We start from the raw sequence: 24,316 nt of genomic DNA, 5'->3' as shown, positions 1-24,316 counted from the left end.
CAGGAGGGGCAGGGGACCGCAGTTAGTTCGTGGAGGCGTACGGCAGGAAGGCCGCCCATGTGGTGGGGGTGACTGTGAGGCAGGGGCCTTGGGGGTTCTTGGAGTCGCGGAGGTGGATGGTGGTGGGGGTGGGGGCTATCTCGACGCAGTCGCCGGCTTCGCTGCTGTCGCTGTAGCTGCTCCTGAGCCACCCCAGCGCCACTTCGACACAGTCGCTGGGGTTGCTGCTGTCGCTATAGCTGCTCTTGAACCACACCAGCTCGGAAGCCTCCCCGACAGGGGTCTCGCGGGTCATGCGTCTCCCAGCTTTCGCTCAATGAAGGCCAGAGACTCCCCTGGCGAGAGAGCCTGGACCCGGATGATGCCATACCGCAGTTCGAGGATCCGGAGCTGCCTCGGGTCGGAAACCGGGCGACCGCCAAACTCGTCGTCGGTCCGTCCCACGCCCGTCCCGTCTCCGAACTTCAGCACCTGGATCCGCCCTCCTGTTCCCGGGTGATCCGCACGCGCCGTCGGCATCACCTGGAATTCGACGTTCGGCAACTGAGCCACTTCCAGCAGGCGTTCAAGCTGTCGGCGCAGGATCATTGTCCCTCCGACGGGGCGTTCGAGCGTCACCTCTTCCTGAACGAAGCTGAGTTCAGGGGCGGGCTCACGCTCGAAGATGGACCGGCGCGCCGTACGAGCAGCCACCGCGCGCTCCAGCTCGTCCAGCGACAGCTTGGGCCGCCACGTCCCGAGCAGAGCCCGCGCGTACTCGGGCGTCTGGAGCAGACCGTGCAGGTTGTGGTTGCTGTACAGCTGAAGCTCAACCGCCCGCTCCTCCAACATCTTCAGCTCGCGCACCTTCTTCGGATACCGAGCCTTCTCCATGTCCTCCTTGAAGGCCTTGAGATGCCCGCCCGCGTTCAGCACCTCATCCGCCCGCTCCAGAAAGTCCGCCCGAGGAATCCGCGCCCCTCGCTCCACCTTCCGGACCTGATCCTCCCCGTACCCGATGGCCCGCCCGAAGTCGGCGACCCGCATCCCCGCCGCCTCCCGCCAGAGCCTCACCTGGCGCCCGGTCGACTCCACCACCGGAGCGATTTCGTCCTCCGGACTGACATCCCACCCTGGCTCGTCCGCGCCCTCGCTGCTCATCACCACCCACCTCCAACGCGCACCCGTACCCGTACGACCCCCAGGACAGCCAAGACAGAACCGGACAACGGCAGGACAGTCACCGTACGCACAGGCATCATCACTGCTCAGCGTAGGCAGCTTCGGCCACGCTGAGTCACATGAACGCCGAAACCACCGTCGCCGCACGTGAGTTCACCGTCCAACTCTCCGCCACTGCGCGCGGGGCCCGGCTGGCTCGGCTGTTGGCGACCGAGCAACTCCGGGCATGGAGGCTGCCGTTCGAGGACGCGGCGCACGTCGTCGCGGAGCTGGCGGCCAATGCGGCGACGCATGGGCGCGTATCGGGAAGGGACTTCCACCTCAGCCTTACGGCGACGGAGAGCACCCTCCGCGTCGAGGTGACCGACACGCGGGGTGACCAACTCCCCGAGGTTCAACGGGCTTTCCCCGAGGGCGAGTCCGGGCGCGGGCTTGTGCTGGTCGAGGCGCTGGCGGATCACTGGGGCGTGACGTCCGGCCCGGCGCCCCGCAAGACGGTCTGGGCGGAGCTGCTCCTCGTACCGGAAGTTCCGGAAGCACCGGAAGGGGCTCTCACCGGAACGCGGTCCACCACGTCCCGGTGAGCCGCGAAGCGGCCGGTCGCGACATCCCTCTGACGGTTCTGTCAGCGGTCTTGCACCACAGCGACCTGAAGGAACGCGACGAGAACAGCGCGGACATCTTCATCGAACTCATCGCACAGGGCCTGGGAAAAGCTCCGGGCGCAGATCTGTGGAGGCATCTCATGGCCGTCGACCTCTCCTTCTTCCAGTCCCCTCTGGCCGAGGAAATCCGGGATGAAGGCAGAGCCGAAGGAAGGGCCGAAGGAAAGGCCGGAGCCATACTGCGAGTCCTGGACCGCCGTGGGATCGACGTCTCGGACGAGGACCGTGAGCGCATCGCGTCCTGCGACGACCTCGACATGCTGGACCTCTGGCTGGATCGGGCCATCACCGCCGCATCCGCGTCCGAGGTCTTCGTGGAGGACTGAGCCCCGACCTCGGTCTGGAGCGCTCGCTCACCGCGGGGCGCGGGCCCGGGACTCTTGCCGCTTTCTGCGAGCCGGCTCCGCGAGCCCGGACGCTTCGACGATCGCTCTGAGTACCGAGACGGCTACGGAGATCTCGAAGAAATCGCCGACCATGTAGTGGAAGTCGCGGAACTCCACCGCGCAGACCGCACCGAGCGCACCGCAGTAGAGCGCGGCCCAGAATCCTCGCCATCTGCGCATCGGGTAGATGACCAACGGTACGAACGGCCATACGTACGAAGTGGCCATGAGTGCCACTGCCAGTGCGACGACTATGACAGTCACGCGTCTTCGGCCTTTCGCATCACAGGGCTCCGGTCCCCACGAGGATCCAGCCCGTGACCAGCACGGCGGGGAGGAATATCAGGCCGCTCGCGAATACGAGTCCCATTTTCCACGAGTTCCTGTCGGCGATTTTCACGCACAGCAGGGTCATGGGGGTCAGGTACAGGAACAGCGGGACGAATATGAACAGGAATCCCGCTCCCACGACGCACCTTTCTGTCTCACCGAGGCATTGCCCGGAACGGACACAGGGGGCCGGGCCTGTGGCCCGGCCCCCTGTCATTCAATCATCCTTGGTCACTGCGTCAGGTTGGTCGTGAACTTGACGCTCGAATCGTCACAGTGGACGACGCTCGACGGCCGGTTTCCGGGACCGTCGCCGAAGACCGGGACAGGTGCGTCCACGCTCCACGGGTTACCGCCGCTTCCTCTGTGGAAGGCATCGCAGCTGGCGAACCCGTTGCCGTTGGGAGCGCTGGCGGGGAAGTTGGAGAAGTTCTTCCAGTCCCCCACGTGCACCCGGCCGCTGGCCGGACGGCCGAGGTCGTCCGTCATCTTTCCGTCGATGTAGACGTAGAGATCGGGCATGTAGCTCTGCCACACGAGGCCATTGCTCGGATCCGCGTCATTGTTCGCCTGCAGGTGCGTCGGCTTCACGGAGCCGTCCGCGCAGAACGCGGCGGCGATGTCGTGCCAGATCGGCGGCGCGTTGCCGATCATGCTGCCCCACATGTTGTTGTTCCACTCGCCGGAGTTCTTGAAGAACATCGAGTAGATGTCCCCCGCCGCCCGGCGCACCGAGAAGTTGGTGTCAGGGCTGGCGTTGACCTTGTCGAGCCAGGCCTTGACGTTGTCGTTGATGGACTTGTGGCCGACCATGGCGCGGTATCCGTGGACGCCTCCACCCACGGCACGGAAGTCCACGCAGGTGTTGTCCGAGTTCAGACGCGCGCCCCTGAAGTGCGGGAAGTACGCCTGCCCCGGCGTGTCCCCGTCCACGAGCGGATCCGCGGTGTAGGTACGCCCGTACTCCAGGGCGTCGGGGGTCGTGTAGGTCAGGTCGGGGGCAGGGATGTTGTAGTCCGCCGAGATCCCCTTGATGAGCTGGGTGACGAAGACGGGCAGGTGGGCGTTGCCGACCCGGGCGTCGTAGCTCGCGCTCTCGCTGCCCGGGATGATGTGTCCCGTGTCGTCCTTCACGAACGTCACGTCGACATCGCTCTTGATCTTGTAGCTGTTCGCGTCCTGGTACGCCTGGTCAGGAGAGGCCGACGGGTTCGGACGGGTGTTGGACATGCCCATCCACATCGGAATGGACATCGACGGCACCGATCCGTCGGCGTTCGGCGTGTACCCGCCGGCCTTGACGTCCTGGTACCACTGTTTGCCCGCGTCATAGGTCTTGGGACCCACGCACTCGTCCTTGTTCACTTCGTCTGTGCACCGGGGCCACCCCGTCAGCCCCTCCGACGACACGGAGTTGCTGGCGGCGCCATCCCACAGCGGGCCGCCGTCCGTCCCGTGGGAGAGCTCGGTCGCCCAGTCGTAGAGCGACTTCTCCGACCGGATGGGCGTGTTGAGTTCGGTGACCGGCCAGTTGGAGTTGAGCTCCTGGTTGGGGTCGAAGACCGAGGCCGCCGTCAGGGTGCGGTGGACGAACGTGCCCTTCACCGGCTGGAAGGCGATGGCGCCGTAGGCGACGTCCTTGTCCGCGGTCCCGGTGGGCGAGTAGTTGGACAGGGACACGCTCGGGGTGCTGTTGAACTTGAAGGCGCCCAGCGAGACCCACTTGTTGTTGTTGCCGTCCTGGTTGACATACCGGTCGTAGGGACCGCCGACGGCACCGCTGATCTCGTAGTGGGCGCGCTTCTCCTGCGCTCCGGTGTCGGGGACGTGCACCCAGACCTGGGCGAGGTCGAAGCTGCCGTTCGGGATCCACGTGCCGCGGACCGTCAGCGGGCCGGAGGTGGTGCCGCCCAGATGGTCGGTGTCGCGGCTGTGCGTGTACCAGAAGTGACCGCCGTAGCCGCCGCCTATCTGGTGCAGGTCGGCCTTGGCCTCGTACTGTCCCTGGACGTCCGCGTAGAACGTGAAGCGGAAGGTGCCGTCGGATTTGACCGCGCCGCAGTCGCTCCAGGTCGGGGTGCCGTTCGGTACGGAGGCGACGACCGTGGCGCCCGACGGGGCCCCGCTGCACACCGGGGTGCCGTTCTTCAGCCGGTAGCCGCGGCCCGGCTCTGCCACGAGTGACTGGTACTTGATGTTCTCGTTGCCGCAGGTACTGGAGCAGTCGTCCTTCCACGTCGCGTTCGACTGGTTCCACCAGTACTTCTTGTAGCAGTCGGCGTCCGGGCAGTCCGGGGGACTGCTCGGGTCACAGTTGTTGTTGCTGTTGCAGAAGGTGCTCTTCGGCGGGGAGACCCAGGAACGCTGGATGTTGTTGATCCACCAGGCGGGGCGGAAGCCCACCGAGGAGAACCCGGACTCGCCCGCCCAGTCCTGGCGCCCGGAGGTGGCGTAGGAGAATCCGGTGTCCGTGGACCAGGCGGCCCAGCCCATCACCTTCTCCTCGTACGGCCAGTCCTGCGGGTGTGCCGCGTCGTGGTTGGCGTTGGAATCGACGGTGGTGTCCATGAACGGGTTGTCGTTCTTGTACACGGGGTTGGCCGGGTTGTTGTACCAGCCCAGGCCCCACGAGGCGCCGTTGGCACCGGGGGGGTTGAAACCGAGGTTGTAGTTCCAGACGGCGGTGAACCAGTTCTCCACCTTCGACGGGTCGTCGTTGTTGACGGTGATCGTCTGCCCGGCCTTGTGCACCTCGTTCCACTTGTCGGCGAGGATCTTCATCGACGCGGCGATGTTGCTCGCGTAGTCGACAGCGACGATCTTCTGCTTCGCCGGGGAGAGCGCCGTCTCGTGGTCCTTCTCGTGGCCTGCCATGCGCATGCCGTCGGTGACCTGGCCCACGCCGTAGCCGCAGTCGGACTTGTCCCAGTGGATGTTCCAGAAGTCGGCGACCGTGCCGCCGGTCTTGTGGCCGTAGTAGCCGTCCACCGCGGCGAGCGGGCTGCCCATCTGGCCCGGGACCGCGCCGGACTCGGCCTGCCACAGGTTCGATTCCTGGGACAGGATGCCGAGCAGCACGTTGACCGGGATCTGGGCGCCGGTTTTGCCGTCCAGCGTCGGCCGGGGGAAGAAGCCCTGCGGGTCGACGGTTCCGAGACCGGCCTGGTCCCGGTAGCCGCCCTGTCGGATCCACCCGGAGGTGAGGTTGCCGCGTACGGCCATGTCGGCGGCCCACTCGACCTGGTTCGAGGTCGGCTGGAGCGCCTGCGCGCCGACGTCGTTGCGGGAGATCGAGCACCAGCGGTCCGGGTCGGTCGGCTCGTGCGCCGGGTCCGAGGCCGTGGCGGTGGTGAGGGCTGTGCGTTCCATCTGGGTGTCCAGCCCACCCGGCGCGGTCTCCGTGACCGGCTTGGTGCTGCCGCCCAGGGCGGGCGAGGACTCCTCGGTACCCGCCGCCGCCTGCGGCGCCACCTGCTGGGTCACCTCGGTGCCCGTGGTGGTGGCGGTGGAGGTGATGGTGGTCGGCGCCGTCTTCGCCAACGTCTTGGGCGGCACGGCGGACTCGGCCGCCGCCTTGCCGTGCTTGGTCTGCGAGGCCTTGGTGAAGCCGCGGCCGGCGTTTGCGATGCGCTCCAGGCCTGCCCTCATCCCGGGCATGAGCACAGGGTCGACGGCGAGCCGGCCCTGCGTGGAGACATCGGAGTCGGCGGGCGCGTCGAGCGGGGTGATGCCCGTGCCCTTCGTGTGCACGACACCGGTCGTCTTCCCGATCAGATACGCCTTGCCGGGAGCGCCGGGGGCGAGGTCGAGCGCGCCGGGAGCGCCGGAGGCGACCGTGGCCGGCCTGCCGTGACCGCGCCAGATCTTCGCCGTGTGCTTCTTGTTGCCGCGCTCGACGAAGGCGATTTCCTTGCCACGGGCGTCGAGCGGCCGGATGTCGAAAGCGACCGCGTCGACGGACGTCACCTTGCTGGTCTTCCCGGTCCTGCTCTTGCCGGTGTCGCCGAGTCGCACCAGATCGCGGCCGATCGCGCCGACGGCACCGCCGGTGACCGGCGCGGCCGAGGTGACCTCGCCGTGCACCGATGCCTGGGTCAGCTGTTTGCCCGCCGTGTTCACGGTGACCACACGGGTCTTCACCGCGGCCGGGTCGTTCATGTCCCGGTACGCGGTGAAGGCGGCCGTGTGGGCGGAGGTGTTACAGGTCGGGTCGAAGTACGCCAGCGAGGCGGTGAACCCGAGCTTGGTGACCGCTCCCGTGCTGGTGTTGACGATCGCCGTGAATGCCCCGCCCTGGAACAGGTCGGGCTTGTTCGTGAACGTACGCGGCGCGTAGACGACGGCCGCGTGATCCCGGTCCATCAGGCACTGGTTGCCGATCCAGGAATCGGCCGGCATCCCGGGCTCGGCAAGGATCGCGGCGGTCTTCCACGCGTACGCTTCCTTCGAGTCCGCCACGAGAATGTGCAGGCCGTCGGCGTCGGCGGCGGCCGTGACGGCCCGGTCGGGTGAGGACTTCCACCCGGTGCCGAGCTTCTTGCCCGGATCCTTGACCCGGCCGGATCCTGACGGACCCGGTGCTGCGGCGGCCGAGCCGGGTTGCGTGTTGTGGCCGGACGTGGGTTTCGAGTCGGTTCCGGCGTCCGGCGCACCGAACGCCGGAACGGCACTCAGCAGGCCACCGCTCAACGCGGTGCACGCCGCTATGACGACCAAAGGTCTGTGAAGTTTTCGCCTGGGTCTCAAGGCTGAAGTTCCCCGATTTACTTGAGAGTTCGGATCCGCGATACCGAGCGCCGGGTCAGCTGGTCAGGTGACTCGGCGCAGGGGGGCAGCTGGTCAGGCGCAGTCGGACGAGCTGTTGTCGACGGCGAAGACGTAGCCGCCCTTCCAGTTGACGAGGTTGGAGGTGCCCGCCTCGTTCTTCATCAGCGCGGAGATGCCGACGCAGCGGCCTCCGGTCGCGAGGGTGCTGCTGTACACCGGGCCCGCGTACTCCGAGAAGTTGCCGTGGTCGCGGTCACCGGCCGCCTTGTTGTCACCCGGCCACATCTGCAGGTCCATGTAGTTGGCGGAGCCCCCCGTGTTGTTGTCGAGGATCGCGCAGGCGCTGTTGCCCTTCATGTAGAAGAAGAGCGTCGCGTAGCGCGTGGTGGCGTTGGGCAGCGCCTTGGCGTCGGTGAACTCGTACCCCGTGCCGCAGACCGTCGCGGAAGCGGCGGCTGCCGGGGTGCTCGGCACGGCAACTCCCATCGCGGCAACGGCTGAGGCGGCTACGGCGAGGCGAGTCAGGTTCCTGCCGAATGCAGACATAATTCCCCCTGGAATTGGTCGTGTTACGCAGCGTCTCCACGGCGGGACGAGGACTGGCCTCCCCGTTCAAAACCCCGTTCGAATGAAGACGTCGGGACTGTAGCCACCCAGGCTCTTCACAGGCAACGCATAAAATCCTGCGCGCCGGACAGGGGCAACGCCTGAAAGTAGCCAACTCGTTGTGGCCATCGTCGAATTTCACTCAAAACTTCGACATGCGCCCCGTTTGGGTGGCCACTCTCCGCGACCTTTACATGTGCAGTGACGTGCGCCACAACAACGATTCCAACTCCGCACCGAACAAAGAGAGACCCCGCCCATGGCATCAACCACAGGCGAGGCAAGTTCAGTTGACGAGGAGTCAGGCCTCGAAGGCGTACGTGACGAAGGCGAGGCGGGGGCCCTGGGGGTTCTTGGAGTCGCGGAGGTGGATGGAGGTGGGGGGGCTATTTCGACGCAGTCGTTGCCGTTGCTGCTGTCGCTGTAGCTGCTCTTGAACCACACCAGCTCGGAAGCCTCCCCGACAGGGGTCTTGCGGGTCGCAGTTCGAGGATCCGGAGCTGCCTCGGGTCGGAAACCGGGCGACCGCCAAACTCGTCGTCGGTCCGTCCCATGCCCGTCTCGTCTCCGAACTTCAGCACCTGGATCCGCCCTCCTGTTCCCGGTTGATCCGCACGCGCCGTCGGCATCACGTGGAATTCGACGTTCGGCAACTGAGCCACTTCCAGAAGGCGTTCAAGCTGTCGGCGCAGAATCCAGTCGCTGCCCGCCGAGGCCCGCGTGGACATCAAGACGCTCGCCGCCCGTTTCCCCGAGGGCGAGACGAGGATCGCGGTGGCCCTGCGGGAGCTGGAGGCGCACGGCTATCTGTCCCGCACGCGGGAGCGGCTGCCGATCCGATCTCCTGGAGGCCGCCTGACATGAGCGTTCACCACCGGCACCGGGCTGTGCCGCCATGGCCCGATACCCTGATCGGGGCCCCTTGAGGACACCATGCGCACACGGTCCGACCATGGCCACGAGCTGATTCCCCGCCCCGAGCAGACGCCCGACGCCCTGCGCGCGGCCCTCGCCGTGGTCGCCCCCAGTCGCTTGGACGAGATGCAAACCGAGAAGGACGAAGCCTTCGCCAAGGCGGTCGATCGGCAGTCCCTGAGTCCTGTGCAGAGCTGGGTCCTGATCTGGGCCAGGGAGATCGGGATCGCCCGCCGCCCTGATCTGTCCGCCCGCTACACCAGCGCGAAGGGCAACCTGGAGCACGAAGACCCGGCTGTTGCACGCGAAGCCCTGCGAGAGTTGAGCGCCGTCCTGGACGAATCCATGCGGGCGGTCCGCACGTGAGCCGAAAGTGGGAGTACGCCTTCGGCGCGGAAGAAACCGGCCCGCACGGCTCCTGCTGACTTCCTCGCCAAGGTGGAACGAAAAGCCGACGAGCTGGTCAGAGCCGCCGAGGCTGTCCACGTCCACGGCCGGGCCCACGAGGGCTTCGACCCGAAAGGCGGCAACATCATCGTCCCTGGCGGCATGTTCGCGTATCAGGTCGTCGTACGCAGCGAACGTGTCTACGTCGTCCAGATCACCTGTCTGGGGTTCTGAACTCCCACTGCGTCACCCTGATGTGATGGTCATCGCGTGGGCCGACTTGAACGTCGAGGGCTCCATCGATCCCCGTACGCTCATCGCCGCCATCGAAGTGGTCTCCCGGTCCAACCCCGAGAACGACTGGGTGGGCAAGATGCGCGACTATCCGCTGCTCGGTGTCCCGACCTACGCCATCTGCGACCCACGCACCGCCACGGGTGCCGTCCTCACCGACATCCTTTCCACTCCTGACGGCCCTCGCTACGCCACCCGCAAGGACTTCGTGTACGGCGAAGACGTCACCATCGCCGACTGGACGATCTCGACCTCAGACCTGCCGCACTACCCCGAGGGCTGAGCCCCGACCTCCGTCTGGAGCACTCCCCCGCGACAGCTCACGCCCCGCGCCCGATGGTGGACCCATGGCAGAAGAGACCACCACCCTGGCCGAGCCGCCCCTTCCGCCCGTTCATGACTGGCCCGCCGGGCAGCTGCGCGGGACCGAGTTCGAACCGGTGCTCGCGGAGCTGATGAAGGAAGGGCCGCTGACCCGGATCCGGCTTCCGCACGGGGACGAGAGCTGGGCGTGGCTGGCGACGCGGTACGACGACGTGAAGATGATCACGAACGATCCGCGGTTCAGCCGGAAGGAGGCGTCCGTCCGGCAGTTCACCCGGCTGGCGCCGCACTTCGCGCCGCGGCCCGGGGCGCTGGCGTGGGCCGACCAGCCCGACCACAACCGGCTGCGCCGTGCCGCCTCGACCGCGTACACCGTGGGCGCGGTGAAGCGGCTGCGCTCCCGCGCCCAGGAGATCCTCGACGAGCTGGTCGACGCAATGGTGCAGGACGGGCCGCCCGCCGATCTGGTGGAGCGGGTCCTCGAACCGTTCCCGATCTCCGTCGTCTGCGAGGTCATGGGCGTACCCGCCGACGAGCGGCAGAAGGTGCACACCTGGACGCGGGAGATCATCTCCACCGCGGGCGGCGCCGAGGCCTCCGAGCGCGCAAAGAAGAACCTGTTCGGGTGGATCGGACAGGCCATCCGCGACCGGCAGGACGGCGACGGGGACGACGTCCTGTCGTTGCTCGGCGGCGCGGTGAAGAGCGGTGAGCTCAAGGAGGAGGAGGCGGTCAGCGTCGCCGGCCCGCTCCAGATCGGCGGCGAGGCGCTCACCAACAACAGCGGCCAGATGTTCTACCTCCTGCTGACCCGTCCCGACCTGATGGAACGCATGCGCAACGACCCCGCAGCGCGCCCCGCCGCCATCGACGAACTCCTTCGCTACATCCCCCACCGCGCCGCCGTCGGCCTGCCCCGCGTCGCCCTGGAGGACGTCGTGATCCAGGGCATCCGCATCCGCGCGGGCGACCCGGTCTACGTCTCCTACCTGGCCGCCAATCGCGATCCGGACGTCTTCCCCGACCCCGACCTCATCGACTTCGACCGGGACGCCGGCGCCCATGTGGCGTTCGGCAACGGGCCGCACTACTGCACGGGCGCCGTCCTGTGCCGTATGCAGATCGAGATGCTGTTCGACACCCTGTTGGCGCGCTGCCCGGACCTCCGCCTCGCCGTACCCGCCGACGAGGTCCCCTTCCGGCAGCGCACGATGATCCGCGGCCCCCTCTCCCTGCCGATCGCCTGGTGACCGGTCACCGTCCGGACGCCAGGCCCTCCCGCACCGCCGCGTACGCCGGCTTCGTCACGAAGTCCTCGTCCATCAGGGTCGCCGCGCCCTGCCCCGTGAAGACGCCCGGCACCCACGAGTACTTGTCGGTGTAGCCCCAGACGGTGAAGGACGTGCAGCTGCGCGAGCCGAGGCAGGCGTCCAGGAGACCGCGGAAGTACGTCGCCTGGGTCGCCAGCTTCTCGGCGTCCACGGGCAGGACCATCCGCACGTCCACCTCCGTGAAGGCCGTCTGCACGCCCAGGCCGGCGAAGCGGGCGAGGTTGTCGGAGACATCGCCCGGGAAGCCGTACTGAATGCCCAAGTGGCCCTGGATGCCGAACCCTTGCACCGGTACGCCCTCGGCGCGCAGCCGGCTCGCCAGGTCGTAGTACGCCGTCGACTTCGCGTTGATCCCCTCGACGTTGTAGTCGTTCAGGAAGAGCTTCGCCTTCGGGTCGGCCGCGTGGGCCCAGCGGAAGGCGTCGGCTATGTATGACGGGCCGAGCTGCTGGAGCCAGATCGAGTTCCGCAGGGTGCCGTCGTCGTTGAAGACCTCGTTCACCACGTCCCACTGGTAGATCTTGCCTTTGAAGTGCTTCACCTCGGTGGTGATGTGGTCGTGCAGAATCCCTTTCAGTTCCGCCGCGTCGATCGACCCGTCCGCGACGCCCGCCGTCAGCCAGCCCGGCAGCTGGTTGTGCCAGAGCAGGGTGTGCCCGCGTACGGCCTGACCGTGGTCCCGCGCGAAGCGCACCAGCGCGTCCGCCTCCGACCAGTCGTACGTCCCGCGCTGGGGTTCGACCGACTCCCATTTCATGACGTTCTCGGCCGTCACCGAGCTGAACTCGCGGGCGGTCGTACGGCGGTACGTGGTGTCGTCGGCCAGCGCCGTCATGTTCACGGCGGTGCCGATCCGGACGTCCGCCCGGTCGGCGAGTGCCCGGAGCGGGGCGGGCTGCGACGCGTGCGCCGACGCCGGCTGCGCGACGCCCGTGACCAGCAGAGCGGCGCCCATCAGGGCGACTGCGGGCAGGCGGAGGTTCTTCATGTGCGGTCCTCTCGTAGAAGTGCGCGAAGGGCGTGGGGGTCTCAGCTGACGCGGTGGCTCTCCGGCGGGCCCAGGTACGTCGGTGTCAGTCCGCCGGTGTCGATCACCAGGCGCTGGAGCACCACGGTCGGGTCGACCGTCCAGAACGTCAGGCGGTGCACGCCGGGCGCCGCGATCGTGTGCCTCGTCGACGTCACGTTCACGTTGTCCGAGGTGTGGCGCGCCCACTGCTTGTTCATCAGGCCGTCGTCCGCGCCGGTGGCCGCGTGGATGTCGACCGTCTGCGGCTCGGCGTCGTCGAAGGAGAGCGCGTAGCGCAGGCCACCGGTCGCGAGCGCCGGGTTGCGCGGGGACACGTACGCCCAGACGGTCACCGCACCCGGCGTCAGCACGCTCACCTCGTACTCCAGGCGGGGCGAGGCCGCACGCCCCGGCGTCTGACGGGCCGCCGTGACCGGGAACGGTGTCATCCCCGCCCCCGTACGGCCGATCCGTTCGATCCGCTGCCAGGTGCCCACGGCCCGCTCGTAATGGTCCGCGTCCACCGCGACGTACCCGCCCGCCTCCACGAATCCCCGCAGGCCACGCGGCGACGGATGCTCGGCGATCACCGGTACGGCCACGGCGGCACCGGCGCCGCGCACGGTGATCTCCGCCTCCGTACGGCCCAGGGGCGCCCGCGACCAGTCCGCTTTCACCACGGCGCGTACCTGGTCCGAGACCCTCCCCCGCGGGCGGTCCACGGTGATCCACGGCACCGACACCTCGATCCGGTAGTCGAAGGCGTCGCGGCCCCGGTTGAACACCTCGATGTACGGCGCCGATCCCGTCCGGTAGGGGTTCAGCACGACCGTCTCGTCCAGGGAGCCGTCGACGGCCACCCCCAGCCCGGCCGCGTCCGGAAGCGAGATGCGCCGCACGGCGGGGAACAGCACATCGGGCAGTGCCACGTTGTTCAGCTCCGGCTGCTGCCACCCCGCGTTCGCCCCGTACCGCTCCACATCCCCGTAGTCGATGTGCGGCTGCGTCTGGAAGCCGCGCCATTTCCCGCCCGCCACCTGGGAGTTGAAGCGCTCGGCAAGGGCCAGGTCCTTCTCCAGGCCGGCCTCCGCCGCTGCCGCCAGGTCGTTCGTCGCCGCCCGGCCCTGCTCGGCGTACCGCAGGTTCGTGAACTCCGCCTCCCGCAGCTCGTACAGATTCGCCGTCGCCAGCACCTCGTACCCGACGAGCTCGAACCACGCGTCCTGCGCCGACTCCGGCAACCGCCGCGCGATCCGCCCGGCCCGCGCCGCGAGCTCCCGCCACTCGTCCGTCACCCGCTCCAGCTCGCGGCCGTAGAAGGGGGTGGCCTGGTCGTCGTACACGATGTCCGAACCGCTCCCCGTGATACGGCGGTTGAGCAGCTCGGGCTTCCGTCGCGACTGGAGTTGCCCGTATGTCGCCAGTACGTCCGCGATCTCCGAGGCCTGCGCCGGGCCGAAGTTCTGCCGGGCGTACCGGCGTTCCCACTCGCCGAGCGACGACAGGCCCCAACGGTCCGGATTCCAGGCGTAGTCGAGAAAGAACTCGGTGGGCAGCTCATTGCCCTTGAGGTCTCCCACATTCGTGACCCACAGCCCGTGGTTCCCGTATGCGACGGCCTGGTGGAGCTGGTCCCACAGGTTCGGGAGGGAGGTCGTGTCCACCCACTTGTAGTTGCGGCCGGCCCCGACGTAGTCGAAGTGGTAGTACAGGCCGTAGCCGCCGGTCCGCGCGGGCTCGGCAGGGTCGGGATGCTTGCGGATGTTGCCCCAGTTGTCGTCGGTGAGGACGACCGTGACGTCCTCCGGCGCCCGAAGCCCCCGGTCCCAGTACCGCTGGACCTCCTTGTAGAGCGTCCACACCTGCGGGACCGAGGCCGGATCACGGCCGGTGACCTCGGCGATGATCTCCCGCTGCGCGTCGATGATCTCCCGCATCAGCTCGACGCCGTCGCCGTCCGGCAGGCTCGTGTCGCCGTTGCCGCGCATCCCCAGCGTGACGACGCCCTCGAAGTCCTGGTCGGCCATCCGCCTGATGCCCTCGCGCCAGTACGCCTTGATCGCGTCGGCGTTGCGGCGGAACGACCACTCCCCCGTACCGCCGTACGGGTCGTGTCCCGGCGTCACGACGGCTCCCCCGCTGTCGCGCACGGCGGGTACCGCGTGCCGGTTCCACTCCTCGATGCCCCGCATCATGGGCGCCTCGTGAGACGTGCCCATGACAATTCCATACTCCTTGGCACGAACGTGGTTCTCGGGGTCGTCCTCGGCGAAGGCACGGCCCCACACCGCCGGCCACAGATAGTTCGCCTTCAGACGCAGCAGCACCTCGAAGACCTTGGCGTAGAAGTCCGCGGTGAAACCGCCGTCGTGGCCGGGGGCCTTGCCGGGGCCGAAGTACGCGGGCGCCCAGGTGCCCAGCGCCGGGTTCTCGTCGTTGATGAAGATCCCGCGGTACTTCACCGCCGGCGTGCCCTGGGTGTGCCGCCCCGGCAGCACGTAGAGCGCGTCGCGGTGGACCGGGCGCACGTCGTCCCACCAGTACCAGGGCGAGACCCCGATGCCGTACGAGACGTCGTACGCCCCGAAGATCGTGCCGCGCGGGTCGCTGCCCGCGACGACGAAGGCCCGCTCGACCCCGGGGATCGGCCGCTCCACGACGGTCTGCAGCGAGGTCTCCCACTTCCCGCGCACCCCTGCGACGTCCAGCTTCCCGGAGGCGACGAGCCCGTCGATCAGCGCGCTGCGCCCGATCGTCCCGACCAGGACGACCTCCCGCGCCATCGCGTCACCGGGCCGCACGCCCGTCACCCGCTCGATGTCGTCCCGGAGATCCCCTGCCACCCGTACGACTCCGGGGTGATCCTCCGGGGAGACCACCACCGGGGCGCCCACGAGCGAGAAGGCCCCACCGGTGAAGGAGATGTACGCGCCGGGGTCGGTGGCACGCGGCCCCGAATCCGCCGCCCACGCCACCCCCGACAACACCGGCAGCGCCGCGATCCCGGCACCGAGAACGGTTCTGCGGCTGACGTCTCCAGACATGCCTCACCCCTCGCCCCGACGGCGTACGAATTTGCTCAGCGGCATGACAAATAGTGGAGGGAGGGACACGTGGGGGGAATGGGTCGTCGGCGTCGAATAGTTTCGGAGGTACCGCCGGGCGGGGGCCTCGCGGCTCCGGGCATGGCAAAGGGGCCCGTACGACCGAAGTCGTACGGGCCCCTTCAGGAGCTCTATGGAGCTACCAGGCTGTCAAGCCAACAAGAACTACTTGTTGATCTTGGTGACCTGGCCGGCGCCCACGGTCCGGCCACCCTCACGGATGGCGAACTTCAGGCCCTCTTCCATGGCGACGGGCTGGATGAGCGAAACGGTCATCTCAGTGTTGTCGCCCGGCATGACCATCTCCGTGCCCTCGGGGAGGGTCACAACACCGGTCACGTCAGTCGTACGGAAGTAGAACTGCGGACGGTAGTTGTTGAAGAACGGCGTGTGGCGGCCACCCTCGTCCTTGGACAGGATGTAGGCCTGGGCCTCGAACTCGGTGTGCGGCGTGACCGAACCGGGCTTGATGATGACCTGGCCGCGCTCGACGTCCTCGCGCTTGATGCCACGGAGGAGCAGACCGACGTTCTCACCGGCCTGGCCCTCGTCGAGCAGCTTGCGGAACATCTCGATGCCGGTGACCGTGGTGGTGGTCTTCTCCTGCTTGATGCCGATGATGTCAACGGTCTCGTTGACCTTCAGGACACCACGCTCGATACGGCCGGTGACGACCGTACCGCGACCGGTGATCGTGAAGACGTCCTCGACGGGCATGAGGAACGGCTTGTCGACGTCACGCGCCGGGGTGGGGATCGCCTCGTCGACGGCGGCCATCAGGTCCAGGACCGACTGGCCCCACTCCTTGTCGCCCTCGAGCGCCTTGAGCGCCGAGACCTTGACGACCGGCAGGTCGTCGCCCGGGAACTCGTACTCGGAGAGGAGCTCACGGACCTCGAGCTCGACGAGCTCCAGGATCTCCTCGTCGTCCACCATGTCGGCCTTGTTCAGGGCGACAACGATGTAGGGAACGCCGACCTGGCGGGCCAGGAGCACGTGCTCCTTGGTCTGCGGCATCGGGCCGTCGGTGGCGGCAACCACGAGGATGGCGCCGTCCATCTGCGCCGCACCCGTGATCATGTTCTTGATGTAGTCCGCGTGACCGGGGCAGTCGACGTGGGCGTAGTGACGCGTCTCGGTCTGGTACTCGACGTGCGCGATCGAGATCGTGATACCGCGCTGGCGCTCCTCAGGAGCCTTGTCGATCTGGTCGAAGGCCGAGGCCTCGTTCAGGTCCGGGTACGCGTCGTGCAGCACCTTGGTAATGGCGGCCGTGAGGGTCGTCTTACCGTGGTCGATGTGACCGATGGTGCCGATGTTGACGTGCGGCTTAGTCCGCTCGAACTTCGCCTTCGCCACTGGGTCCTCCTGTGGAGTGGTTCTGGTACGCCTTACTCATCGGCGCCAGGTGATCTTTGCTGGGATGCCGCCCGCCGGGGTTTTCCCTCCCGGGTCATCCCCGGCGGTCGGTGTCAAGCCTAAAGCGTGTAAACGGGGTGTGTTACTCGCCCTTGGCCTTCGCGATGATCTCCTCGGCGACGTTCCGGGGAACCTCGGCGTAGGAGTCGAACTGCATCGAGTAGCTTGCGCGACCCGAGGTCTTGCTGCGGAGGTCGCCGACGTAGCCGAACATCTCCGAGAGCGGCACCAGACCCTTGACGATCCGGGCACCCATCCGCTCCTCCATGGCCTGGATCTGGCCACGGCGGGAGTTGATGTCGCCGATGACCTCACCCATGTAGTCCTCGGGCGTGGTGACCTCGACGGCCATCATCGGCTCAAGAAGCACGGGAGAAGCCTTGCGCGCGGCCTCCTTGAAGGCCTGCGAACCGGCGATCTTGAACGCGAGCTCGGAGGAGTCGACCTCGTGGTAGCCACCGTCGAGAAGAATGACGCGAACGCCCGTCATCTCGTAGCCCGCCAGGATGCCGAACTGCATGGCCTCCTGCGCACCCGCGTCGACCGAAGGGATGTACTCCCTCGGGATACGGCCACCGGTGACCTTGTTCACGAACTCGTACGCCGGACCGTCGGTCTCGGTGATCGGCTCGATCGCGATCTGCACCTTGGCGAACTGACCGGTACCACCGGTCTGCTTCTTGTGCGTGTAGTCGTGACGCTCGACGGCCTTGCGGATCGTCTCGCGGTACGCGACCTGCGGCTTGCCGACGTTGGCCTCGACCTTGAACTCACGGCGCATACGGTCGACCAGCACCTCAAGGTGCAGTTCGCCCATACCACCGATGATGGTCTGGCCGGTCTCCTCGTCCGAGTGAACCTGGAAGGAGGGGTCCTCCTCCGCGAGACGCTGGATGGCTACACCCAGCTTCTCCTGGTCACCCTTGGACTTGGGCTCGATGGCGACCTGAATGACCGGCGCCGGGAAGTCCATGGACTCCAGGATGACCGGGTTCTTGTCGTCCGAAAGCGTCTCACCGGTGGTGGTCTGCTTCAGGCCCATCACGGCGACGATGTCGCCGGCGCCCACCGCCTCGATCTCCTCACGCTTGTTCGCGTGCATGCGGTAGATCTTGCCGATGCGCTCCTTCTTGCCCTTGACGGAGTTCAGCACGGCAGTGCCGGACTCCAGGCGGCCCGAGTAGACCCGGACGAAGGTGAGCTTGCCCAGGTGCGGGTCGCTCATGATCTTGAACGCGAGCGCGGACAGCGGCTCGTCCACGGACGGCTTGCGCTTGACCACGACCTCGGGGTCCTTCACGTCGTGGCCCTCGATGGCCTCGACGTCAAGCGGGGTCGGGAGGTAGCGCACGACCGCGTCGAGCAGGGGCTGAACGCCCTTGTTCTTGAACGCGGTGCCACAGAACACCGGGGTGACCGTGGTGTCGGTGGACTTGCCGGACGCGATGGTGATGCGACGGATCGCGGCGTACAGCTGCTCCTCGGTGGGCTCCTGGCCCTCCAGGTACAGCTCCATGATCTCTTCGTCGTTCTCGGCGACGCCCTCGATCAGCTTGCCGCGGTACTCCTCGGCAGCCTCCGTGTGCGTGGCCGGGATGTCGACGACGTCGTACATCTCGCCCTTGGCGGCCTCGGCGGACCACACGAGCGCCTTCATGCGGACCAGGTCCACAACGCCCTTGAAGTCCATCTCGGCGCCGATCGGCAGCTGCATGACGAGCGGCTGCGCACCGAGGCGGTCCTTGATCATGTCGACGCAGCGGTGGAACTCCGCGCCGGTACGGTCAAGCTTGTTCACGAAGCAGATGCGCGGCACGCCGTAACGGTCGGCCTGACGCCACACCGTCTCGGACTGCGGCTCGACACCGGCGACACCGTCGAACACCGTGACGGCACCGTCGAGGACGCGGAGCGAACGCTCCACCTCGACCGTGAAGTCGACGTGCCCGGGGGTGTCGATGATGTTGATCGTGTAGTCGTTGTCCTCAAGCGGCCAGTGACAGGTGGTGGCAGCAGAGGTGATCGTGATGCCACGCTCCTGCTCCTGCTCCATCCAGTCCATGGTGGCGGCGCCGTCGTGGACCTCACCGATCTTGTAGCTGACGCCGGTGTAGAAGAGGATCCGCTCGGTGGTGGTCGTCTTGCCCGCGTCGATGTGGGCCATGATCCCGATGTTGCGGACCTTGGCCAGGTCAAGTGAAGTGGTAGCCATAAGGCTTCGGTCTTCTCTCGGTCTCGATGGGGGTAGCGACTACCAGCGGTAGTGCGCGAAGGCCTTGTTGGACTCGGCCATCTTGTGGGTGTCCTCGCGCTTCTTCACAGCGGCACCGAGGCCGTTGGAGGCGTCGAGAAGCTCGTTGAGCAGACGCTCGGTCATGGTCTTCTCGCGACGGGCGCGGGAGTAACCGACGAGCCAGCGCAGCGCGAGCGTGTTGGCGCGACCGGGCTTGACCTCGATCGGAACCTGGTACGTCGCACCGCCGACGCGGCGGGACTTGACCTCGAGGGTCGGCTTGATGTTCTCCAGAGCGCGCTTGAGCGTGATGACCGGGTCGTTGCCGGTCTTCTCGCGCAGGCCCTCCATGGCGCCGTAGACGATGCGCTCGGCGGTGGAGCGCTTGCCGTTCAGCAGCACCTTGTTGATCAGGGAGGTCACCAGAGGGGAACCGTAGACCGGGTCGATGATGACCGGGCGCTTCGGGGCGGGGCCCTTACGAGGCATTTCTACTTCTCCTTCTTGGCGCCGTAGCGGCTGCGGGCCTGCTTGCGGTTCTTGACACCCTGCGTGTCAAGCGAACCTCGGATGATCTTGTAGCGAACACCCGGCAGGTCCTTCACACGGCCACCACGCACGAGCACGATGGAGTGCTCCTGCAGGTTGTGTCCCTCACCCGGAATGTAAGCGGTGACTTCGATCCCGCTGGTCAGACGCACACGCGCGACCTTACGCAGGGCCGAGTTCGGCTTCTTCGGGGTGGTCGTGAACACACGCGTGCAGACGCCGCGACGCTGAGGGGAACCCTCGAGTGCGGGCGTCTTGTTCTTCTCGACCTTGTCCTGCCGGCCCTTCCGGACCAGCTGCTGGATCGTAGGCACTACTTCTCCGGTTTCTGTGTGCCGATGGTGAAGCTAACCTGGAACGTCGCCGACCCACGCGGTCGGGTGTGTCGAAGCTGCAGACTCCCGCCGCGAGGCGGAAAGAGCGCAGAATACGGTGGCCGCCTACGGCTCCCCCTGTGCGGTTGAAGGCACGCACGGGAGCCAGGGCACACCCCAGGCACAAGGTCTGAGCGTACCTACCTCAACGACTTCGGTCAAAACAAATGCCGTGGGGCCCGACACGCCGGACTTGTCACGCTTCTCTTCGGCCGCTCCAGCCGGTCACTCTGTGAATATGTGCGGTTTCGCGGCGCTGGCCATGATCCGTTCAGTACGTTGTTCGGTCGCGGTGCCGATCGGAGGGCCTCGGGCCCGTCGGGAGGGTCGCCGAATCATCGGGCTACGGGCGATGAGCGACTAGCCCCGGGGCACGGGGTACGGGGGACGGGGGACTTCATGACGGCCGCACACTTACCTGGGGACGAGGGCCTGGACGACCGGGTGCCGTTCCTGGCCCGCCTGGAGAGCGAGGACCGCTCCGCGCTCCTCTCCCTCGGCCACGAGCTCTCCTTCGCCCCCCGGATGGTGCTCCTGCACCAGAGCGAGCCGTCCTCGCACGTGCTGATCGTCACGCACGGCTGGACGAAGGTGACCGCGGCGGCCGCCAACGGTTACGAGGCGCTGCTCGCGCTGCGCGGACCGGGCGACATCATCGGCGAGTCGGCGGCACTGACGGGCCGCCCCCGCTCGGCCACGGTCACCGCGCTGGAACCCGTCCGCACTGTCGCAGTCGTCCGCGAACACTTCACGGCCTTCCTCGCCCGCTCCCCCGGCGTCTCCTTCGCCCTCCTCGGCCTCACCTCCGACCGGACGCGCGCCGCCGACCGCCGCCGCCTGGAATTCGCCTCCATGAGCGTCCGCGAACGCTTCGCCGCCCTCCTCCTCGACCTCGCCCGCACCAACGGCCGCCGCACCGCCGAGGGCATCGAACTCTCCGTCCCCCTGAGCAAGCAGGAGCTGGCGGGGTCGGTGGGGGCGTCGCGGGAGATGGTCCAACGGTTGCTGAAGGAGCTGCGGGAGCGGGGGGCGGTCGTGACGGGGCGGCGGGCGATGGTGATCGTACGGATGGATGTACTACGCCAGATCGCCCGAGGCTGAGCTCCGCCTCTTCGACCCCGTTCGGTTGTGTGTCGGGTGCGGGTGGGTGGGGGTGCCCCTAAAAGATTGCGCAGTTCCCCGCGCCCCTTAAGGGGCGCGGGGAACTGCGCAAACGGCCCCCACCGGCCCGCAGCCGACGAACCACCCCGGGGGTCTGGGGGCGGAGCCCCTGGGGATGGGACGGGTAGGGGCGGCGGGGGCGAAACCCGTGGCCCAAGTGACCCCCGCAGAGTTCTGTGCACCCCGTCACACTTCAAGTGGGACATCCGCCCTCACACATCGCCCCCCGTGGCCGCCACCCTGCTTGCCAGGCGCAAGGCCCCCACCGAAAGGCGACCATGACCGACCCCGTGAGCCGGACCATCCTTCTGCTCGACATCGAGAAGTACAGCGACCGGGACGACGTCGAACAGGCCTATCTGCGGCGGATGTTGTACGACATCACCGACCGCACCCTGGAAAGCGCCGGCATCGACGAACGCCTGAGGCTCCGCGCCGACCGCGGCGACTCCGTCATGGAACTGATCGACGCCAACGCCTCGGTCACCGCCCTCCTCCGCGCCCTCCTCACCGAGGTCCCCGTCCAGCTGCGCGCGGTCAACCGCATGGCATCCAGCTCCGCCCAGATCCGCCTGCGCGGCGTCGTCGCCACGGGCTACGTCGCCATCGACGACCACGACGGCTGGGTCGGCTCCGACCTGAACCACGCCTGCCGCCTCCTCGACGCCCAGCTGCTGCGCGCGGCCCTGCGCGAGCGGGCGAACGACTTCGCCCTGTGCGTCTCGGAGGGCGTGCACACGGGGATCGTGCGCCACGGCCACCCCGGCATCCCGGCGGAGGACTTCCACCCGGTGACGGTGGACAGCAAGAACGGAGCGCTGCGGGCCTGGCTGCACGGCCCGGTACCGCACGGCACCGACGACCACAGTGAAAAGGGGGGAGCCCCGGCGCCGGGTGACTCGGGGGAGAGCCCGGCGCCGGGCGCGGAACCGCCCGCTTCCCCCGGACCTGCCGGCCCTGCCAGTGCCGCCAGTCCCGCCGCCCCTCCCGGCGGCGTCGTCTTCCAGTTCAACGGCGGCTCCCCCACCTTCGGCGGCAGCCTCGTCGGCGGCGACCAGCACGGCGTCTCCGGCGGCCAGGTCACCGGAGACGTCCACCTGGGCGGGTCCGGGGGTGAGTCGGCGTGACGGTGCCCCCGCCCGCGGCGCCGGCCCCCGACGACGTACCACCGGCAGAGCCGAGGGAGCCGCACCGGACCGCCGAACCGCGCCACGCCGACGGCGGCGAGCACGGCAACGACCACGGCGACGAACCCGTGGAGCGGACCCAGGAGGCCCGGGCCGCGCAGCGCGAACTCGTCGCGCACACCCCGGGATTCATTCTCGGCGAGGCCGCGTCCTTCGGCGGCAGCCTGGTCGGAGGCGCCCAGCACGGCGTCTCCGGCGGTGTCGCCCGTGATGTGTTCATGGGCGGCAAGACGGAGATCCACCACCACGGCCCGGCGGCCTCGGCGGCCTACGCCTCCGGAGAGATCCCCGGGCAGCAGCTCGACACGCTGGCCGCGGTCTTCGTCGAGACCCCGGTGTTCACGGCCGCCCTGGCCCGGCTGCGCGAGGAACGCGTCCTCGTCCTCGCGGGCCCCCACTCCAGCGGCCGGTACGCGGCCGCCCGCATGCTGCTGCGCCGCCTGGGCGTCCCCGCCGTGCACGCCCTCTCCTCGGAGACGAGCCCCGCGGCCCTGGGCGCGCAGCTCACCGCCCCGGGCGGTCACGTCCTGCGCGACCTGTCGCTGAGCCGCAACCGGCCGCTGCGGGACACCCATCTGAACGTGGCCCGCGACCAGCTCAAGAAGGTCGACGGGTATCTGGTGGTGACCGTCGAGAACACCCCGTTCCTGCTGGGAGTCACTCCGTCCCGCTGGGAGGCACCGGAGGCGGCGGCCGTGCTGCGCGCACACCTGACCGGCCGCCGGGACATCGACGGTCTCCTCGCCCTCTCCCCCGTACGCGACTTCCTCTCCCGTGGCGCCCACCGTCCCGTCGAGGCCGCCAAGTTCGCGGCGGAGGTGGCCGGTTACGACGGCAGCGAGGAAGCGGCGGCACGGCTCGCGGACTTCGGGCAGGCCGCGGTCGAGCAGCAGTGCCAGGAGTGGCTGAGCGACCCCGAAGCCACCCTGCGGGACAAGGCGTTCCTCATCTCGCTCGCCGTCTTCGACCAGGCGCCCTACGTCCTCGCCGCCGAGCTCGCGGACCAGCTGTTCGTGCACTTCCAGCGACTCCAGCACCCCGAACAGCCGCCGGAGATCCCGGTGTTCGGGCTCGCCGCCGAGACCCGCCTGGAGCGGGCGCGGGCCGTGGGGGAAGTGCGGGACGAGGCGACCGAATGGGGCTCGGTGCCGCAGTTCACGGCGTACTTCCGCAAGGAGACCACCCCGCGCGTCCTGCTCACCGAGGTGTGGACGGGCCATCCGTCGGCCCGGCCCGCGCTGGTCGCCTGGCTGAAGGAGCTGGCCCGCGACGGCCGCCCGGTCGTCCGGACCCGGGCCGCCGCGGCCACCGCGCTGCTCGCCACCGCCGACCTGCCCTCGGCGGTGGCGCTGCTGATCGACGGCTGGGCCGTCTCGAAGGCCTTCGGCCCCCGCGTCACCGCGGCGAACACCCTCACACTCGCCCAGCTCCTCGACGCGCCCGTCGTGCTGCGCCTGCTCACCCAGTGGTGCACGGACTCCCACTGGGCCCGCCGCTGGACCGCGATCCGCGCCTTCGGACTGCTCACACCGCTCCGCCCCGACCTCGCGGGGCCCGCGCTGAGCGCGCTCGCCGCCCGGGCCCGCGCCGGGGGCAGCAGCCAGGCCGAGGCGGACAACCTGATCGATTCGACGGCCCTGCTGCTCTCCGTGGGCGTCCGGCGCGGCGAGATGCTCTCCGAGCTGGTGCGGCTGCTCCAGCACGACACGGCCTCGGTCCACGCGCTCGCACTCGCCGCGTTCGTCCGTGCCTGCGACAACGACGAGGAGGACGCGCTCGTCGAGTGGTACGCCACCACGGGCATGTACGAGGCGGACTCGGCCCGCGACCTCGCCACCCTCTGGCGCACCGCGCTCGGCGACCGCACGCACACCCGCGGGGCCCTGTTCGCCCTGCACACCTGGGTGTACGTCGCCGAGCGCCGGGCGGACGCGGCCTACGCCCTGGAGTTCCTGCTGCCCGCGCTGGTCGTGACGGCGGACGACCACAAGCGCCTCAGCCACGAACTGCTCAATCTGCGCGCCCCGGACGGCGGCCCGCGCCCACCGATCGCCGACCGGCTGCTCGGCGTACTGATCCCCTCCACCACAGATCCAGATCCATCGAGGAGTTGA

At 68.3% G+C, this 24,316-nt stretch carries 20 protein-coding genes and 4 pseudogenes; 10 read left to right on the top strand and 14 right to left on the bottom strand.

Going from position 1 to position 24,316, the window contains the following annotated elements; all coding sequences use genetic code 11:
* Positions 1–22: 22 nt before the first annotated feature.
* Both AB5J50_RS30170 and AB5J50_RS30165 read right to left on the bottom strand, forming a co-directional pair.
* On the bottom strand, positions 23–295 hold the full coding sequence (locus AB5J50_RS30170; protein ID WP_369261327.1) for a DUF397 domain-containing protein: 273 nt from the start codon (positions 293–295) through the stop codon (positions 23–25).
* Positions 292–1,140, bottom strand: a complete 849-nt coding sequence (locus tag AB5J50_RS30165) for a helix-turn-helix domain-containing protein (RefSeq protein ID WP_369261326.1) — start codon at positions 1,138–1,140, stop codon at positions 292–294. Before AB5J50_RS30165 ends, AB5J50_RS30170 begins: the two co-directional genes overlap by 4 nt.
* A 140-nt stretch (positions 1,141–1,280) precedes the next feature.
* Between AB5J50_RS30165 and AB5J50_RS30160 the strand changes: the two genes are divergently transcribed.
* Both AB5J50_RS30160 and AB5J50_RS30155 read left to right on the top strand, forming a co-directional pair.
* Positions 1,281–1,745, top strand: a complete 465-nt coding sequence (locus AB5J50_RS30160; protein ID WP_369261325.1) for an ATP-binding protein — start codon at positions 1,281–1,283, stop codon at positions 1,743–1,745.
* Positions 1,746–1,795: 50 nt separating this feature from the next.
* Complete coding sequence (locus AB5J50_RS30155; RefSeq protein WP_369261324.1) at positions 1,796–2,152, top strand: hypothetical protein; 357 nt, start codon at positions 1,796–1,798, stop codon at positions 2,150–2,152.
* Between the two features lie 27 nt (positions 2,153–2,179).
* Here the strand turns inward: AB5J50_RS30155 and AB5J50_RS30150 are convergent, their stop codons facing one another.
* From AB5J50_RS30150 to AB5J50_RS30125, 6 genes and pseudogenes are all read right to left on the bottom strand, one after another.
* Positions 2,180–2,476, bottom strand: a complete 297-nt coding sequence (locus AB5J50_RS30150; protein WP_369261323.1) for a hypothetical protein — start codon at positions 2,474–2,476, stop codon at positions 2,180–2,182.
* A gap of 19 nt (positions 2,477–2,495) precedes the next feature.
* Positions 2,496–2,681, bottom strand: coding sequence for a hypothetical protein (locus tag AB5J50_RS30145; RefSeq protein ID WP_369261322.1), 186 nt, complete (start codon positions 2,679–2,681; stop codon positions 2,496–2,498).
* 92 nt (positions 2,682–2,773) lie between these two features.
* A complete protein-coding gene (locus tag AB5J50_RS30140) occupies positions 2,774–7,258 on the bottom strand; it encodes a hypothetical protein (protein WP_369261321.1) in 4,485 nt (1,494 codons plus the stop codon).
* Positions 7,259–7,381: 123 nt separating this feature from the next.
* A complete protein-coding gene (locus AB5J50_RS30135) occupies positions 7,382–7,783 on the bottom strand; it encodes a hypothetical protein (protein ID WP_369261320.1) in 402 nt (133 codons plus the stop codon).
* A 433-nt stretch (positions 7,784–8,216) separates the two neighbouring features.
* Positions 8,217–8,362 (bottom strand): annotated as a pseudogene (locus tag AB5J50_RS30130) (DUF397 domain-containing protein).
* A gap of 32 nt (positions 8,363–8,394) precedes the next feature.
* Positions 8,395–8,610: pseudogene (locus tag AB5J50_RS30125) on the bottom strand (Scr1 family TA system antitoxin-like transcriptional regulator); the annotation flags it as partial.
* Between AB5J50_RS30125 and AB5J50_RS30120 the strand changes: the two are divergent.
* The 5 genes and pseudogenes from AB5J50_RS30120 to AB5J50_RS30100 form a co-directional block, all read left to right on the top strand.
* Positions 8,609–8,749: pseudogene (locus tag AB5J50_RS30120) on the top strand (helix-turn-helix domain-containing protein); the annotation flags it as partial. The pseudogenes AB5J50_RS30125 and AB5J50_RS30120 overlap by 2 nt on opposite strands.
* Before the next feature lie 99 nt (positions 8,750–8,848).
* The gene (locus AB5J50_RS30115) at positions 8,849–9,196 is read left to right on the top strand and encodes a hypothetical protein (protein WP_369261319.1); all 348 of its coding nucleotides are present in this window, start codon (positions 8,849–8,851) and stop codon (positions 9,194–9,196) included.
* Between the two features lie 72 nt (positions 9,197–9,268).
* A complete protein-coding gene (locus tag AB5J50_RS30110; RefSeq protein WP_369261318.1) occupies positions 9,269–9,451 on the top strand; it encodes a hypothetical protein in 183 nt (60 codons plus the stop codon).
* 7 nt (positions 9,452–9,458) lie between these two features.
* Positions 9,459–9,794: pseudogene (locus AB5J50_RS30105) on the top strand (Uma2 family endonuclease); the annotation flags it as partial.
* A 64-nt stretch (positions 9,795–9,858) separates the two neighbouring features.
* Positions 9,859–11,085: a cytochrome P450 gene (locus AB5J50_RS30100; protein ID WP_369261317.1), complete on the top strand. Its 1,227-nt coding sequence runs from the start codon at positions 9,859–9,861 to the stop codon at positions 11,083–11,085.
* A 4-nt stretch (positions 11,086–11,089) separates the two neighbouring features.
* Here the strand turns inward: AB5J50_RS30100 and AB5J50_RS30095 are convergent, their stop codons facing one another.
* From AB5J50_RS30095 to rpsL, 6 genes are all read right to left on the bottom strand, one after another.
* Positions 11,090–12,154, bottom strand: coding sequence for an endo-1,4-beta-xylanase (locus tag AB5J50_RS30095; protein ID WP_369261316.1), 1,065 nt, complete (start codon positions 12,152–12,154; stop codon positions 11,090–11,092).
* Between the two features lie 41 nt (positions 12,155–12,195).
* Positions 12,196–15,219, bottom strand: coding sequence for a glycosyl hydrolase 115 family protein (locus AB5J50_RS30090; RefSeq protein WP_369261315.1), 3,024 nt, complete (start codon positions 15,217–15,219; stop codon positions 12,196–12,198).
* 225 nt (positions 15,220–15,444) lie between these two features.
* Entirely contained in the window at positions 15,445–16,638 is a 1,194-nt protein-coding gene (gene tuf / locus AB5J50_RS30085) for an elongation factor Tu (protein ID WP_330306701.1), read from the bottom strand.
* A gap of 142 nt (positions 16,639–16,780) precedes the next feature.
* A complete protein-coding gene (gene fusA / locus AB5J50_RS30080; protein ID WP_369261314.1) occupies positions 16,781–18,910 on the bottom strand; it encodes an elongation factor G in 2,130 nt (709 codons plus the stop codon).
* A 39-nt stretch (positions 18,911–18,949) separates the two neighbouring features.
* Positions 18,950–19,420 carry a 30S ribosomal protein S7 gene (gene rpsG, locus AB5J50_RS30075; RefSeq protein WP_003974303.1) on the bottom strand — a complete coding sequence of 157 codons (471 nt, stop codon included), beginning with the start codon at positions 19,418–19,420 and terminating at the stop codon, positions 18,950–18,952.
* Between the two features lie 2 nt (positions 19,421–19,422).
* Positions 19,423–19,794 carry a 30S ribosomal protein S12 gene (gene rpsL, locus AB5J50_RS30070; protein WP_003948652.1) on the bottom strand — a complete coding sequence of 124 codons (372 nt, stop codon included), beginning with the start codon at positions 19,792–19,794 and terminating at the stop codon, positions 19,423–19,425.
* 459 nt (positions 19,795–20,253) lie between these two features.
* Between rpsL and AB5J50_RS30065 the strand changes: the two genes are divergently transcribed.
* The 3 genes from AB5J50_RS30065 (at position 20,254) to AB5J50_RS30055 (ending at position 24,316) form a co-directional block, all read left to right on the top strand.
* Positions 20,254–20,955, top strand: a complete 702-nt coding sequence (locus tag AB5J50_RS30065; protein ID WP_369261313.1) for a Crp/Fnr family transcriptional regulator — start codon at positions 20,254–20,256, stop codon at positions 20,953–20,955.
* Between the two features lie 338 nt (positions 20,956–21,293).
* Positions 21,294–22,142, top strand: a complete 849-nt coding sequence (locus AB5J50_RS30060; RefSeq protein ID WP_369261312.1) for a hypothetical protein — start codon at positions 21,294–21,296, stop codon at positions 22,140–22,142.
* Positions 22,139–24,316, top strand: a complete 2,178-nt coding sequence (locus tag AB5J50_RS30055; protein ID WP_369261311.1) for a hypothetical protein — start codon at positions 22,139–22,141, stop codon at positions 24,314–24,316. The genes AB5J50_RS30060 and AB5J50_RS30055 overlap by 4 nt, the downstream gene beginning before the upstream one ends.

This window comes from Streptomyces sp. R35 (genome assembly GCF_041053035.1).
GTDB classification, from domain to species: Bacteria; Actinomycetota; Actinomycetes; order Streptomycetales; family Streptomycetaceae; genus Streptomyces; species Streptomyces lutosisoli.
The sequence above is the reverse complement of the archived record's forward strand: the minus strand, read 5'-3'. Positions and strand labels throughout refer to the sequence as shown.